11 protein-coding genes and 1 other RNA gene are annotated in these 13,764 nt (G+C 54.5%); 7 read left to right on the forward strand and 5 right to left on the reverse strand.

Annotated features, from left to right (window positions below):
* Nucleotides 1-2 precede the first annotated feature (2 nt).
* The 5 genes from ssrA to BMZ14_RS11865 all read right to left on the reverse strand — a co-directional run bounded on the left by ssrA (nucleotide 3) and on the right by BMZ14_RS11865 (nucleotide 4,030).
* Nucleotides 3-363: a transfer-messenger RNA gene (ssrA, locus tag BMZ14_RS11845) on the reverse strand.
* A gap of 112 nt (nucleotides 364-475) precedes the next feature.
* Nucleotides 476-1,123, reverse strand: a complete 648-nt coding sequence (locus tag BMZ14_RS11850; protein WP_074797814.1) for an HAD-IA family hydrolase — start codon at nucleotides 1,121-1,123, stop codon at nucleotides 476-478.
* A 114-nt stretch (nucleotides 1,124-1,237) separates the two neighbouring features.
* Nucleotides 1,238-1,942 carry a bifunctional 2-polyprenyl-6-hydroxyphenol methylase/3-demethylubiquinol 3-O-methyltransferase UbiG gene (ubiG, locus tag BMZ14_RS11855; RefSeq protein ID WP_074797818.1) on the reverse strand — a complete coding sequence of 235 codons (705 nt, stop codon included), beginning with the start codon at nucleotides 1,940-1,942 and terminating at the stop codon, nucleotides 1,238-1,240.
* A 7-nt stretch (nucleotides 1,943-1,949) separates the two neighbouring features.
* Nucleotides 1,950-3,287 carry a TRZ/ATZ family hydrolase gene (locus BMZ14_RS11860; protein ID WP_074797820.1) on the reverse strand — a complete coding sequence of 446 codons (1,338 nt, stop codon included), beginning with the start codon at nucleotides 3,285-3,287 and terminating at the stop codon, nucleotides 1,950-1,952.
* Nucleotides 3,288-3,355: 68 nt separating this feature from the next.
* On the reverse strand, nucleotides 3,356-4,030 hold the full coding sequence (locus tag BMZ14_RS11865) for an OmpA family protein (RefSeq protein ID WP_074797823.1): 675 nt from the start codon (nucleotides 4,028-4,030) through the stop codon (nucleotides 3,356-3,358).
* A 311-nt stretch (nucleotides 4,031-4,341) separates the two neighbouring features.
* Here BMZ14_RS11865 and gyrA point away from each other — a divergent pair, with 311 nt between their 5' ends.
* The 7 genes from gyrA to BMZ14_RS11900 all read left to right on the forward strand — a co-directional run bounded on the left by gyrA (nucleotide 4,342) and on the right by BMZ14_RS11900 (nucleotide 13,752).
* Nucleotides 4,342-6,891, forward strand: a complete 2,550-nt coding sequence (gyrA, locus tag BMZ14_RS11870) for a DNA gyrase subunit A (protein ID WP_074797826.1) — start codon at nucleotides 4,342-4,344, stop codon at nucleotides 6,889-6,891.
* Between the two features lie 220 nt (nucleotides 6,892-7,111).
* Entirely contained in the window at nucleotides 7,112-8,206 is a 1,095-nt protein-coding gene (gene serC / locus BMZ14_RS11875) for a 3-phosphoserine/phosphohydroxythreonine transaminase (protein ID WP_074797921.1), read from the forward strand.
* Entirely contained in the window at nucleotides 8,199-9,413 is a 1,215-nt protein-coding gene (locus BMZ14_RS11880) for a phosphoglycerate dehydrogenase (RefSeq protein ID WP_074797829.1), read from the forward strand. Before serC ends, BMZ14_RS11880 begins: the two co-directional genes overlap by 8 nt.
* A gap of 13 nt (nucleotides 9,414-9,426) precedes the next feature.
* Nucleotides 9,427-10,497 carry a prephenate dehydratase gene (pheA, locus tag BMZ14_RS11885; protein ID WP_074797832.1) on the forward strand — a complete coding sequence of 357 codons (1,071 nt, stop codon included), beginning with the start codon at nucleotides 9,427-9,429 and terminating at the stop codon, nucleotides 10,495-10,497.
* A 103-nt stretch (nucleotides 10,498-10,600) separates the two neighbouring features.
* A complete protein-coding gene (gene hisC / locus BMZ14_RS11890) occupies nucleotides 10,601-11,767 on the forward strand; it encodes a histidinol-phosphate transaminase (protein WP_083396774.1) in 1,167 nt (388 codons plus the stop codon).
* Complete coding sequence (aroF, locus tag BMZ14_RS11895; RefSeq protein WP_074797835.1) at nucleotides 11,764-12,780, forward strand: 3-deoxy-7-phosphoheptulonate synthase; 1,017 nt, start codon at nucleotides 11,764-11,766, stop codon at nucleotides 12,778-12,780. The genes hisC and aroF overlap by 4 nt, the downstream gene beginning before the upstream one ends.
* Before the next feature lie 33 nt (nucleotides 12,781-12,813).
* Nucleotides 12,814-13,752 (forward strand): prephenate dehydrogenase, encoded by a 939-nt coding sequence (locus BMZ14_RS11900; protein ID WP_177186979.1) that lies wholly within the window; start codon nucleotides 12,814-12,816, stop codon nucleotides 13,750-13,752.
* Nucleotides 13,753-13,764: the final 12 nt, after the last annotated feature.

The following is a 13,764-nucleotide window of genomic DNA, read 5'->3' on the forward strand; positions in this document are numbered from 1 at the left end:
ATTGGTGGAGGCGGCGGGAATCGAACCCGCGTCCGCAAGTCCTCTACAGGCAGTTCTACATACTTAGCCATGCTCTTTAGTTTAACCTGGCATACGTCAACCGGCGGACTGATGACAGGCGAGTCACCTATTTTTTAGCGCTCTGTAAAGTGACCCTACCGAGCGCGATCCTCGTTAATGGCTCCGCTGTCTGTTGCCAGACCCGACGTTGAGGCCCATCGGTGCGGAGTCCAGCCGGATTAAGCGGCTAGAGCGTAGCTTTCGTCGTTTGCGACTATTGGTTTCCAGATGTATTTACGAGGTAACTGGTCCTCGGTATGCCCTGCTCTGCTTTGCAACCCACGTCGAAGCCAGGTCGCCCCCGGCATTCGGTTTTTCTGTATTACATCCGTTAGAGGATATTGAACCGGAAGAGTTCAACGACGCCCCAAAGAGACGCAACCCGTGATTCACTATAACAGAAACCAGGGCATAACTAAAGATAGCCCAGCAGTTCCTGTGGCTGATCAATGAGATATCTCGCACCCCAGGACTCCGGCGGACCCACATTCCCGAGATAGCCGTATTTGGCGATAACCGGTTCCATACCGGCGGCCAGGCTGGCCTGGACATCGCGCAGGTCGTCACCAAGGTAGATGCACCCCGCAGGCGCAACATCCAGCGCGCTGCTCGCGGCCAGCAGCGGCTCCGGATGAGGCTTGGAATAAGTGGTATCGCCACCACTGACGACGCATGCAGTCCGGTTGGTCAAGCCCAGCTCCTGCAACAACGGTATTGTGAAGCGTGCCGGTTTATTGGTCACGATTCCCCAGGGAAGCCCCCGAACATCAAGTTGGTCAAGCAGTTCCGCTACACCCGGAAACAAACGTGTTTCCCGGCACAACTGTTCAGCATAAAAATCGAGGAACTCGGTACGCATCGCGTCATAATCCGCATCCCCCGGTTTGATATTGAACCCAAGGCCCAGCAATCCGCGTGCACCGGCCGAGGCCTCGTTACGAATGAGTTCCATCGGCAAGGTTGAGAGACCGCGAGCGATGCGTTGCCGGTTAAGTGCATGGCCCAGGTCGGGTGCGGTATTGGCGAGGGTGCCGTCAAGATCGAAGAGAACGGCTTTAATCATGGATGAGTTATTGCGTGCGTAGAGGGCGGAGCGGTGCGAAAAAGATTTTCGAATCGGGAAGGACGGACGGGAGCGGGATTATCAAGGTTTTATGGATTTAACCACTTCACGATTTCAGGCACGAAACGCCATTATGTAGTTAACATTCGAATCCGACCCCAGCGCATACACTTTCGTTATGGGGTTGTATGTCATTCCTATGATCTCTTCCACATCGAGTCCCGCGTCACGTGCCATGCGGGCTAGTTCCGATGGCTTGATGAATTTCGCGTAGTCGTGCGTGCCCCGCGGCAGCAGATTCAGCACGTATTCCGCCCCGATAACCGCGAACAGATATGATTTCGGGTTGCGGTTGATAGTCGAGAAGAAAACCCAACCGCCGGGCTTGGCAAGCTGGGCGCAAGCCTTCACGGTGCTCGCCGGGCTGGGCACGTGTTCCAGCATTTCCATGCAGGTCACCACATCGTAATGATGCGGCTGCTCCCTGGCGAGCTCTTCCACCGCTACCTTGCGGTAATTCACCTGCTTGCCACTTTCCAGCAGGTGCAGTTTGGCCACTTTCAGCGCTTTATCGCCCAGATCGATGCCGGTGACAGCGGCACCGCGCTCTGCCATGCTTTCTGACAGGATGCCCCCGCCGCAGCCGACATCGAGCACGGTTTTACCGGCAAGGTGGGTGAGCCGGTCAATGTAATTCAGCCGCAACGGGTTGATTTCATGCAGCGGTTTGAATTCACTGTTGGGGTCCCACCAGCGGTGGGCAAGCTGGCTGAATTTATCCAGCTCCAGCGGGTCAACATTTATGCTATCGCTTTCCATTTTCTTCTCAATAATTTTTAGACTCGGTCGCCATCCGTTCCCGCCAGAATTCTGCTCTGAGCAATATTTCCTGTTCATCCAGCGTAGTCAATTCCCCATCGTTTAGCAACATCTTACCATTTACCCACACATGACTCACATGTTCGCGTCCCGCTGCATAGACGAGGTGCGAAACAGGATCATAGCAGGGGGCAAGCTCCAGGCTGGAAAAATCCACCGCTGTGATATCTGCTGCCTTGCCAGCCACCAGTGAACCGGTAAGCGTCCCAATCCCCAAGGCGTTTGCCCCGTTGAGTGTGGCCATTTGCAATACCTGCCACGCCGGCAATATATTGGCTCTGCCGCTTTGGGCTTTTGCAAGCAGCGCGGTAAAACGCATTTCCTCGAACATATCGAGGCGATTATTGCTGGCAGCGCCGTCGGTTCCAAGGCCGACGTTAACTCCAGCACTTGTCAGCGCCGCTACAGGCGCCAATCCATTTGCAAGCTTAAGATTGGAAGAAGGACAATTCGCCACGGTACAGCCGAGCTGCGCCATCAATTCGATCTCCTCGCCGTTCAGATGAACCATGTGCACGGCGATCAGATTGGGACCGAGCAGGCCGAGCTTGTGCAAGCGTTCTATCGGACGCACGCCATGACTTTTCAGGCTGTTCCTGATTTCATCAGTGGTTTCGTGCAGGTGAATGTGAATGGGCAGATCAAGCTGCTCCGCATAGGTAAGAATACTGCCGAATATCCTGTCGCTCACCGTATAAGGCGCATGCGGCGCGAAGCAGAAGGATAGCAGCGGGTGCCGGCCATACTCGTCGCGAAGAGCCAGGCCTTTTGCCAGATAATCATCTGCATCGCTGGCGTAAGCGGTAGGAAGGTCGATCGCTATCATCCCGATACTGGCACGCATGCCTGCGTCTACAGCCGCACCAACAGTCGCCTCCGGAAAGAGATACATATCGTTAAAGCAGGTGATCCCGCCTCGCAGCATCTCGGCGCATGCCAGCCGGGTCCCATCGAAGACAAAATTGGAATCGACATGCCTGGCTTCCGCCGGCCAGATATGATTGCCGAGCCACTCCATCAACGGCAGATCGTCCGCAATTCCACGCATCAGCGACATTGCTGCATGCGCGTGCAGATTGACCAGGCCCGGTATCAGCGCATGGTTGCCAAGAACAATATGCTCGTCCGGTGCGAATTGGGCATGAGCTTCCGCACCCGGCATAACTGCACGAATCGTGCCTTGGTCAATAGCGATGGCATGATTGCGCAATACCGCTCCGGCGGGCTCCACCGGAATTATCCAGCGTGCCTCCAGCAAGGTATCGATTTTCTCAGGATGAATCATTTACCCGAAAGCTTAGCAAAAAAAAACCCTGCACGCGGCAGGGTTTGAATTTTTGTGTTCAGAAGATTTTACTGTACTGTTTCTTTCGTGCCGGCTACTTCAACTTCAACGCGGCGATCCGGTTGCAGGCACGCGATCAGCGCTTTGGTTTTCTTGTTGCCTTTGCATGTATCGCCGGTTACAGGATTGGCTTCGCCTTTACCATCGGTAAAGACCTTGTCTGCGGGTATGCCTTTTTCCTTGACCAAGTAGGCTTTGACAGCTTCAGCACGGCGCATGGAAAGTTTCTTGTTGTAATTATCGGAGCCGATGCGGTCAGCGTAGCCAATGGCAACGATGGTATCGTATTTGATGCCGCCGAGCTTGGATACGATGTCATCCAGGGCTTGTTTACCTTCCGATTTCAGGACGGCCTTGTCGAAATCGAATAATTGATCGGCAGAGAGCGATACTTTTTCGGGTTCGGTGTAAGCAGGTACAGGAGCAGGAGCAGGAGCAGGTTCGGCGGGCGCTTCAACTGTTTTGTCAGGTTTCGGCATCAGTTCAGGATCGCATTCGTATGTTGCCATGGCTGGTGTCCAGTAGCCTGTGCGCCAACAGTCACCGGAGGAATCTCTGGCGACCTCGCCACGGCCGTCGCTTGCATATGCTTCGGGTCTTTCCTGAGCAATGGCAGCCCCTGAAAACAGCACAGGCAACACAACCGCTCCAAGCAAGAGTTTTTTCGTTACTGAATTTTTCATGCTATTGCCCCTTTTTCAGAAAAACTTCAATTCAAAATCAAATCCATCCCTTTAGTCATGCAAATAACAAACGTCGCCATTTTGTTTGTCAATGGCACATTACACATTATTGCATATCCGCGTATCGATTATCTATTTATATATCCATTCTTGTCAAACATGTTGTTGCATACGGCATGAATGCTCGAATGTGAGGGTGACTTCAATACGATTGGCATGCTAAAATCGGTGGCTTTACGTATTGCTGCCCGAGCGGGTCTCCGGGACAGAATACCTATCATAACCCCTTGTCCCTACTGTAAAAGTTGGTAATGGATCAATTCGCGAAAGAAACTCTGCCCATCAGCCTCGAAGAGGAGATGCGCCGCTCCTATCTCGACTACGCCATGAGCGTAATTGTGGGCCGGGCGTTGCCGGACGTGCGGGACGGCTTGAAGCCCGTACACCGGCGGGCGCTGTTCGCCATGCACGAACTGTCCAACGACTGGAATCGTCCCTATAAAAAATCTGCGCGCATTGTCGGCGACGTAATCGGTAAATATCATCCCCATGGTGATACCGCTGTATATGACACCATCGTGCGCATGGCGCAAAATTTTTCGCTGCGTTATATGTTGGTGGACGGCCAGGGGAACTTCGGTTCGGTAGATGGCGATAATGCGGCGGCAATGCGTTATACCGAAATCCGGATGTCGCGCATTGCGCATGAGCTGTTGGCGGATCTCGACAAGGAAACAGTGGATTTCGGCCCGAACTATGATGGTTCGGAAAGAGAGCCGCTGATTCTGCCCACGAAGATTCCCAATCTGCTTATCAACGGCTCTTCGGGCATCGCGGTCGGCATGGCAACCAATATTCCGCCCCATAATTTGAATGAAGTGGTGGATGCGTGCCTCGCCTTGCTGAAGAATCCGGAAACCAGCATTGAAGAATTGATCGATATCATTCCCGCCCCCGATTTTCCGACCGCCGGCATTATCTACGGGGTTGCCGGGGTGAAGGAAGGGTATCGCACGGGCCGGGGCCGGGTGGTAATGCGCGCCCGCACCCACTTTGAGGATATGGAAAAGGGTGGCGGCCGTCAGAGCATCATTATCGACGAACTCCCTTACCAGGTGAACAAGGCCAATCTGCTGATCCGTATCGGTGAACTGGTACGCGACAAGAAAATCGAGGGCATCTCCGATTTGCGCGACGAATCGGACAAATCCGGCATGCGGGTAGTCATCGAACTCCGGCGCGGCGAAGTGCCCGAGGTGGTGCTTAACAATCTGTACAAAGAAACACAAATGCAGGACACCTTTGGCATGAATATGGTGGCCCTGCTGGATGGGCAGCCACGCCTGCTGAATTTGAAGCAGATGCTGGACGCGTTCTTGCGTCACCGCCGTGAAGTGATAACGCGCCGCACGGTATTTGAACTGAAAAAAGCGCGTGAGCGAGGTCATCTGCTTGAAGGCCTTGCAGTGGCGCTGTCCAACGTGGATGAAGTGATTGCCCTGATCAAGGCGGCGCCAAATCCGCCGGCAGCGAAAAGCGCGCTGATGTCGAGGGTCTGGCATTCCCGGTTGGTCGAGGAAATGCTGGCCCGCGCCTCGGTTGATGCAACGGCGTTCCGCCCCGATGGCCTGGCGCCGGAATTCGGTTTGTCCGGGGAGGGATATCGCCTCTCGGATGCCCAGGCGCAAGCAATTCTTGAATTGCGTCTGCAACGGCTGACTGGGCTGGAGCAGGACAAGATCGTAGGCGAGTACAAGGAAATAATGGATAAGATCGCCGATCTTATCGACATTCTATCCAAGCCGGAGCGTATCACGGCCGTGATGACCGAAGAACTGGCTGCTATCAAGCAACAGTTCGGTGATAAACGCCGCAGCGAAATCGTCGTTAATACTCAGGATTTGAGTATGGAGGATCTGATTGCGTCCGAAGATCTGGTTGTGACGCTATCGCACAGCGGCTACATCAAGTCGCAGCCTCTCGATGACTACCGGGCACAAAAGCGGGGTGGTCGTGGAAAGCAGGCAACCGGCACCAAGGACGATGACTTCATCGATAACCTGTTCATCGCCAATACGCATGACTATATCCTGTGCTTTTCCAGCCGCGGCCGGGTTTACTGGATCAAAGTTTATGCCGTGCCCCAGGGAGGCCGCTCCTCGCGGGGCAAGCCGGTCGTCAACCTGGTGCAACTGGAGCAGGGTGAAAAGATCAATGCCATTCTTCCTGTAAAAGCATTCGAGGAAAATCGCTACGTATTCATGGCAACTTCCTTCGGAACCGTAAAAAAAACCCCCCTCTCGGAATTTTCACGCCCGCGGGCCAGCGGCATTATTGCCGTAGGCCTGGACGAGGACGATTATCTGATCGGCGTAGCACTCACTGAAGGCAAGCATGATGTGATGCTTTTCTCGGATGCCGGAAAAGCCGTGCGTTTCGATGAGAACGACGTGCGCCCGATGGGACGAGGTGCGCGCGGGGTACGCGGGATGACGCTGGGCAAGGGCCAGAAGGTTATTTCCCTGCTGGTGGCCGAGAGCGAGGAACTGGCGGTCCTCACCGCAACGGAAAACGGCTATGGCAAGCGTACGCCGATAAGCGAATACACCCGCCACGGCCGTGGCAGTCAAGGCATGATTGCAATCAAGACCAGCCAGCGGAACGGCAAGGTTGTGGCGGCGAAGCTGGTCAGGGAGGATGACGAAATCATGCTTATTACTACTGGAGGCGTCCTGATCCGCACTCGCGTCAAGGAAGTCCGCGAGATGAGCCGCGCAACCCAGGGGGTTACCCTGATCAATCCGGACGAGGGCGAGAAGCTCGCGGGACTGGAACGAGTGGTGGAGGCCGACGAGGAATAAGAATCATGTTGGGACTTCTAAAAATCTGGAGTTGCAGGTAAGCTCATTTCTGAAAAGTCGCGAACCAAAATGCGGGCCACCCTGGATGAGCATAGATAAGAAGCATAAAAAGCTCTTTTACGGCATTGTGCCTTGCAGGATGCAGCAAGCTGGAAAAACCACGGAATGAATGCCAGCCATTTTGCTTTTCAGGGTGCTCCGTAGAGACGAAGGAGTTTTAATGGAACGGATATATAACTTTAGCGCAGGCCCGGCGGTATTGCCTGAGGAAGTTCTACAACAGGCGCGCGATGAAATGCTCGACTGGCATGGAAGCGGCATGTCGGTGATGGAAATGAGCCATCGCGGCAAGGAATTCATGTCCATTGCGGCAAAGGCCGAGGCGGATTTACGTGAACTGGCAGGCATTCCGCAAAATTACAAGGTTCTCTTTCTATCAGGCGGCGCTTCCGCCCAGTTTGCAATGGTGCCGATGAATCTGCTGCGCGGCAAGAAAAGCGCCAACTATATCAACACCGGGCAATGGTCCAAAAAAGCCATCCAGGAAGCAAAGAAATATTGCACCGTCAATGTCGCGGCTTCATCCGAGGACGCGAACTTCACTTACGTTCCGCCGCAGGAAACGTGGAATCTCGATCCGGATGCCGCTTACTTGCATTACACACCCAACGAAACGATAGGGGGAGTCGAGTTCAACTGGGTTCCGGACTTGCTGAACGGGAAGACTGATATGCCGCTGGTCGCCGATATATCCTCCACTTTCATGTCGCGCCCGCTGGATGTGTCCCGGTTCGGGCTGATTTATGCAGGGGCGCAGAAAAACGTGGGCCCGGCGGGATTGTGCATTGTGATTGTGCGGGACGACTTGTTGGGACATACCATCGCAGGCACCCCGACCATGTTTGACTACAAGATCCACGCCGATAATGACTCCATGTACAACACCCCCCCAACCTACCCCATGTATATTTGTGGCCTTGTGCTCGAGTGGTTGAAAAAAAGGGGCGGATTGAAGGCGATGGAGGAAACGAATATCACCAAGGCCAATTTGTTGTATGAATTGCTGGACGCTACCGATTTTTATCACTGTCCTGTCGCAAAGCCCGATCGCTCGCGCATGAACGTGCCGTTCACTTTAAAAAATGCCGCGCTCGATGACGAATTTTTGAAACAGGCCCGGACTCGCGGGCTAATCCAGTTGAAGGGGCATCGTTCAGTCGGCGGAATGCGAGCATCGATTTACAACGCCATGCCGCTGGAGGGGGTAAAAGTTCTGGTGGAATTCATGAAAGAATTTGCGAGCCATCATGCCTGAACGCGCACATAAAATTTTCCGCATACTTACGCTCAACCAGATTTCTCCGCTGGGCTTGAAGCTTTTTGACCCCAATCACTACGTGGTCGGCAATGACATTACAGAACCCGACGCCATCCTGGTTCGCTCGCACAATATGCTGCAAATGGATATCCCATCCAGCGTAAAAGCCATAGGCCGGGCCGGAGCCGGCACCAATAATGTCCCCGTAAAAGACATGAATCTACGTGGTGTGCCGGTCTTCAACGCGCCGGGTGCCAATGCAAACGCGGTAAAGGAACTGGTACTGGCCGGCCTGTTGATGGCATCACGCAACCTGGTCCCCGCAATTCGCTTCACCGAGGGTTTGCAGGGCGACGACGCTACCTTGCACAAGCTGGCGGAAGACAGCAAAAAGCAATTCGCAGGAATTGAATTGCCGGGGCGGACCTTGGGCATCATAGGCCTGGGCTCGGTCGGACGGCTGGTAGCGGACGCAGCTATCCGCCTCGGCATGAAGGTGATGGGTTACGACCCGAACATAACGGTCGACGCCGCCTGGAACCTGTCCTCTGAAGTCAAACGAGCGGAGAGCGTCGAAGATTTATTGCGAAATAGCGAGTTTGTAACGTTACACGTGCCGCTCGTGGATTCCACGCGGCGCCTGATTAACAGCGAACTCGCGCAAAATATGAGAAATGGCACCATTCTGCTCAATTTCTCCCGCGATGGCATAGTCGACGAAAAGGCGGTAATCGAGGGAATCGAGACCGGCAAAATAAAATATTATGTTTGTGACTTTCCAAGCAAGTTATTGCAGCATCATGCAGCCGTGATTACACTGCCGCACCTGGGTGCCTCCACCCTGGAAGCGGAAGAGAACTGCGCGGTGATGGTGGTGAACCAGATTATAGATTATCTGGAAAATGGCAACATCATCAACGCGGTAAATTTCCCCAACATAACAATGGAGCACGGATCCCCGTACCGGCTGGCGGTAGCCAATTCCAACGTTCCCAACATGCTGGGGCAGATTTCCACCAGCATGGCCAAAGCAGGTCTCAATATCCACAATATGGGTAACAAATCCCGTGGCGAGATGGCCTACACACTCGTTGATGTGGATAGCCCGGTACCACAAAAAACAATAGACGAGATTGCGGCGATCGACGGCGTATTGATGGTGCGCTATGTGCCGATACTGGCTGATCAGCCGAAGCCACTATAGAAACTCATTCTCGATGACCGGTCAACTCAAACAGCTGCGCGACAAAATAGACGTGATTGACAGCGAGTTGCTCAGATTGATGAGCGCGCGCGCTGCTCTTGCCCGTGAGATCGGGCAGATCAAAAACGGCATGGCAGCATATCGCCCCGAGCGCGAGGCCCAGGTGTTGGCCAGGCTGCGCGAACTGAATCCGGGGCCGCTGGCAAATGAACATATCGTGCGCCTATTCACCGAAATCATGTCCCTGTGTCGATCCATGGAAGAGCCTTTGACAGTAGCATACCTTGGTCCGCAAGGGACCTTTTCAGAAGAAGCGGCGCTAAAGCGCTTCGGCGGTGTCGTGACAACGCTCGCATGCAGCTCGATAGATGATGTATTTCGCAAAGTGGAGTCGGGCAAGGCCGGCTATGGCGTTGTACCGGTGGAGAATTCCACGGAGGGCGCCGTCGGCAGAACGCTGGACCTGCTGCTGCAAACCACATTAAAAGTGTGCGGCGAAGTAGCATTGCCCATACATCAGCTTCTGCTCGCAAGGCATTCCGATCTCACACGCATCAAGAAAATCTATTCCCATCCCCAGTCATTCTCCCAATGCCACGAGTGGCTTAACGCCAATCTGCCGCACCTGAAAGGGGCTGCGCGCATCAACGCCGCCAGCAACGCGGATGCCGCCAGGCTGGCTGCCGAGGACGAAGACGCCGCAGCGGTAGCAGGCAAGAAGGCCGGAGAGGTATTCAGGCTTACTGTTTGCGCAGAGAATATCGAGGACGACCCCAACAACACCACTCGTTTTCTGGTTATCGGCTTACAGGAAGTCGCGCCTTCCGGCAAGGACAAGACGTCGCTGGTCATGTCGGTTAAAAACCGCCCTGGCGCCATCCATGAATTACTGGCTCCGCTGGCGGACCACGGCGTGAGCATGAGCCGGCTGGAGTCCCGTCCTTCCCGTGCCGGTTTATGGGAATACGTGTTTTTCGTGGATATCGAGGGTCATCAGCAAGATACAAAAATCGCGAAAGCGCTACAGGAACTGCGAGAGAAAGCAGCGTTCCTGAAAGTGCTTGGGTCGTATCCAGCGGGATGACCATGATTGAACTACCGCGTTTTCGGGAAGAGCGAACCGGTAGTCTTATTTCACCTTTTTAAGCTTTCTTTCTATGTCTTTGCAATTTAATGGGTTTGGCCTTATGAATCTTTGCGATCTTGCTCCCGAATACATCCGCGCCATCAGTCCTTATCGACCCGGTAAACCCATCTCTGAACTGGCGCGCGAGATGAATATGGATGAACGCGCCATCATCAAGCTTGCATCCAACGAAAACCCGCTGGGCCCCAGCCCACTGGCGCTTGAGGCGATGAGCAGGGCGCTGGATCAGGTGGCGCTTTATCCGGATGGAAGCGGCTTCGAGCTGAAAGCGGCGCTGTCGCAACGTTATGGCGTAAGCAGCGATCAGATCGTGCTGGGCAACGGCTCCAATGATGTGCTGGAGCTTGCTGCCCGCGTTTTCCTGAAACCGGGCGCGTCCGCGGTTTTTTCGCAACACGCTTTCGCGGTTTACCCGCTGGTAACGCAGGCAGTGGGCGCAAGCGGTATTGCGATTCGTGCCATAAATTACGGCCATGATCTCGATGCGATGTTGCACGCGGTCATGCCCGAGACTCGCATGGTATTTATCGCAAACCCCAACAACCCCACCGGCACCTTGCTGGCTGCCCAAGACGTATTGCGTTTTCTGGAAAGGGTCTCGCCAGATGTACTGGTAGTGCTGGATGAAGCATATAACGAATATTTGCCCACTGCTGTCAAGGCTGACAGCATCGCATGGCTGAAGCGTTTTCCTAATCTGCTGATCACCCGCACTTTTTCCAAGGCATACGGTATGGCCGGCGTGCGTGTCGGCTTTGGTCTTGCGCACCCGGACGTTAGCGGTTTGATGAACCGCGTGCGCCAGCCGTTCAACGTAAACAGCATCGGCCTTGCCGGCGCTGTGGCTGCGCTGAAGGATGAGGAATTTGTAAAACGCTCTTATGCGCTCAACCAGGCAGGAATGCTCCAGATCACTACCGGACTGCGGCAACTCGGCATCGAGTACATTCCATCTTACGGTAATTTTCTGAGTTTCCGCGTGCCTGGCGATGTTAAAGCGGTCAATGAAAGCCTGCTTGAACAGGGCGTCATCGTGCGGCCGATCGGCATTTATGAAATGCCGGAGCACCTCAGGGTCACTGTCGGGCTCGAATCTGAAAATCAGAAATTCCTGAAATCGCTTGAGATAGCGCTTGATGCAGCGCGGGATATCCCGAGGATAGTCCCTGCAATGCGCGCCGAAATGGTACGGGGAGAATCCGTTTGATCATCGTTATGAACCGTGGCGCCACGGAAGATCAAATCGGCGCCGTAACAAGCAAAATTCAAAGTTTCGGTCTCGATGCGAATATCTCCCGAGGTACTGAACGCACGGTGATCGGCGCCATTGGCGACGAACGCAAACTTGACCCGGAAATGTTCGATTCCCTGAGCGGGGTCGAATATTCCATGCATATTGTCAAGCAGTACAAGATTGTATCGCGCGAATCGCACAGGCAGGACTCGATAATAGATGTAGGTGGCATACCGGTTGGCGGAACTCAGGTGCAGGTGATCGGCGGCCCGTGTTCGGTGGAAACCCAGGAGCAGATGGACTCCGCGGCGCAACATGTCGGTGCGGCAGGCTGCAAGCTGATGCGGGGGGGAGCTTTCAAGCCTCGCACCAGCCCTTATACGTTTCAAGGCAATGGTGAAGAAGGCCTGAAGATGTTCCGCAAGGCCGCGGACAAATACAAGCTGCGCATCGTCACTGAGTTGATGGATGCGCGCATGCTCGATACTTTCCTCAGGTACGACGTGGATGTAATTCAGATAGGCACGCGCAGCATGCAGAACTTTGAACTTCTGAAAGAGGTGGGGCGTATCAATAAGCCGGTGATACTCAAGCGCGGCATGTCGGCCACCGTTTCCGAATGGCTGATGGCAGCGGAATACATTGCGGCCGGCGGCAACCACAATATCATTTTTTGCGAACGCGGCATACGCACCTTTGAAACAGCCTACCGCAATGTGATGGATGTCACTTGCATTCCCGTCCTGAAAAAAGAAACTCATCTACCTGTTATCGTCGATCCTTCCCATGCCGGGGGGAAGGCCTGGATGGTTCCCGCGCTGGCCCGCGCGGCCATCGCCGCGGGCGCCGATGGCCTGTTGGTGGAAACGCATCCCAATCCGTGTGAGGCTTGGTGCGACGCGGACCAGGCGCTGAATCCGCAGGAATTCCAGGACCTGATGGGATCACTGCGCGGAATTGCGGAAGTAATTGGACGAAATCTGTAATTGAGCCATGTAACCTGGGATATCAATCGCGGCATGAACTTGCCTAAAGATGCGAAGGTGGCGAACATCGTGATCAACAAACTGGTGATTGTCGGTGTCGGCTTGATTGGCGGCTCATTCGCGCTTGCGCTGCGCAAGGCGCACTTGGCCAAACATATCGCTGGCGTGGGACGCAGCCGGCAAAACATGCATCGCGCCCTTAAGCTGGGGGTGATCGACGAGATCGCTGGCGACCTTCCTTCCGCTTTGAAGGACGCGGACATCGTGTTCCTCGCCATACCGGTCGGGCAGACCGGCGAGATCATGGCACAGATATCGCCCCACCTCGAACCTGGCACGATCGTGACAGACGCCGGGAGTACGAAGCGAGACGTAATTGCCGCCGCTCGCACTCATTTGGCTGAACATCTGGAAAATTTTGTCCCGGGACATCCCGTTGCAGGCGCCGAACAAAGCGGGGCAGGTGCGGCGAACGCTGATCTGTTCCGTGGCAAGAATGTTGTGCTGACTCCACTTGAAGAAACCAGCTCCGAGGCGAAAAAGCGAGTGACGGAATTATGGCAAGCTTGTGGCGCACGTGTCTCCTTGATGGGCGCCCCCCAGCACGACAAAGTCCTTGCCTCGGTTAGCCACCTTCCCCATGTGCTCGCATTCACGCTAATGAACCACATCTCTACGGAGCATCGTCCGGAAGATCTGCTGCCCCCGGACAATCTACCGCTCCCAAACGGTCCATTGCGCTTCGCCGGCACGGGTTTCCGCGATTTTACCCGCATTGCCGGAAGCTCCCCCGAAATGTGGCGCGACATATGCCTTGCCAACCGCGAAGCGCTATCCAGACAAATCGATGCCTTTCAGCGCGAACTTGCAGACGTGCGTGAAATGCTTGTGCGCGAAGACGCAGAAGCGCTTGAAAAAGTTTTTGCCAATGCCCGCGAAGCACGCCGGCAATGGTTGAAAAGCATCACTTGAATAAATAGAAAT

Source organism: Nitrosospira briensis, assembly GCF_900115125.1.
Classification (GTDB): Bacteria; Pseudomonadota; Gammaproteobacteria; order Burkholderiales; family Nitrosomonadaceae; genus Nitrosospira; species Nitrosospira briensis_A.

Coding starts and splice junctions, on each gene's coding strand:
- BMZ14_RS11850 (WP_074797814.1), bottom strand. CDS start 1,123: ATGATTAAAGCCGTTCTCTTCGATCTTGACGGCACCCTCGCCAATACC.
- ubiG (WP_074797818.1), bottom strand. CDS start 1,942: ATGGAAAGCGATAGCATAAATGTTGACCCGCTGGAGCTGGATAAATTC.
- BMZ14_RS11860 (WP_074797820.1), bottom strand. CDS start 3,287: ATGATTCATCCTGAGAAAATCGATACCTTGCTGGAGGCACGCTGGATA.
- BMZ14_RS11865 (WP_074797823.1), bottom strand. CDS start 4,030: ATGAAAAATTCAGTAACGAAAAAACTCTTGCTTGGAGCGGTTGTGTTG.
- gyrA (WP_074797826.1), top strand. CDS start 4,342: ATGGATCAATTCGCGAAAGAAACTCTGCCCATCAGCCTCGAAGAGGAG.
- serC (WP_074797921.1), top strand. CDS start 7,112: ATGGAACGGATATATAACTTTAGCGCAGGCCCGGCGGTATTGCCTGAG.
- BMZ14_RS11880 (WP_074797829.1), top strand. CDS start 8,199: ATGCCTGAACGCGCACATAAAATTTTCCGCATACTTACGCTCAACCAG.
- pheA (WP_074797832.1), top strand. CDS start 9,427: ATGACCGGTCAACTCAAACAGCTGCGCGACAAAATAGACGTGATTGAC.
- hisC (WP_083396774.1), top strand. CDS start 10,601: ATGAATCTTTGCGATCTTGCTCCCGAATACATCCGCGCCATCAGTCCT.
- BMZ14_RS11900 (WP_177186979.1), top strand. CDS start 12,814: ATGAACTTGCCTAAAGATGCGAAGGTGGCGAACATCGTGATCAACAAA.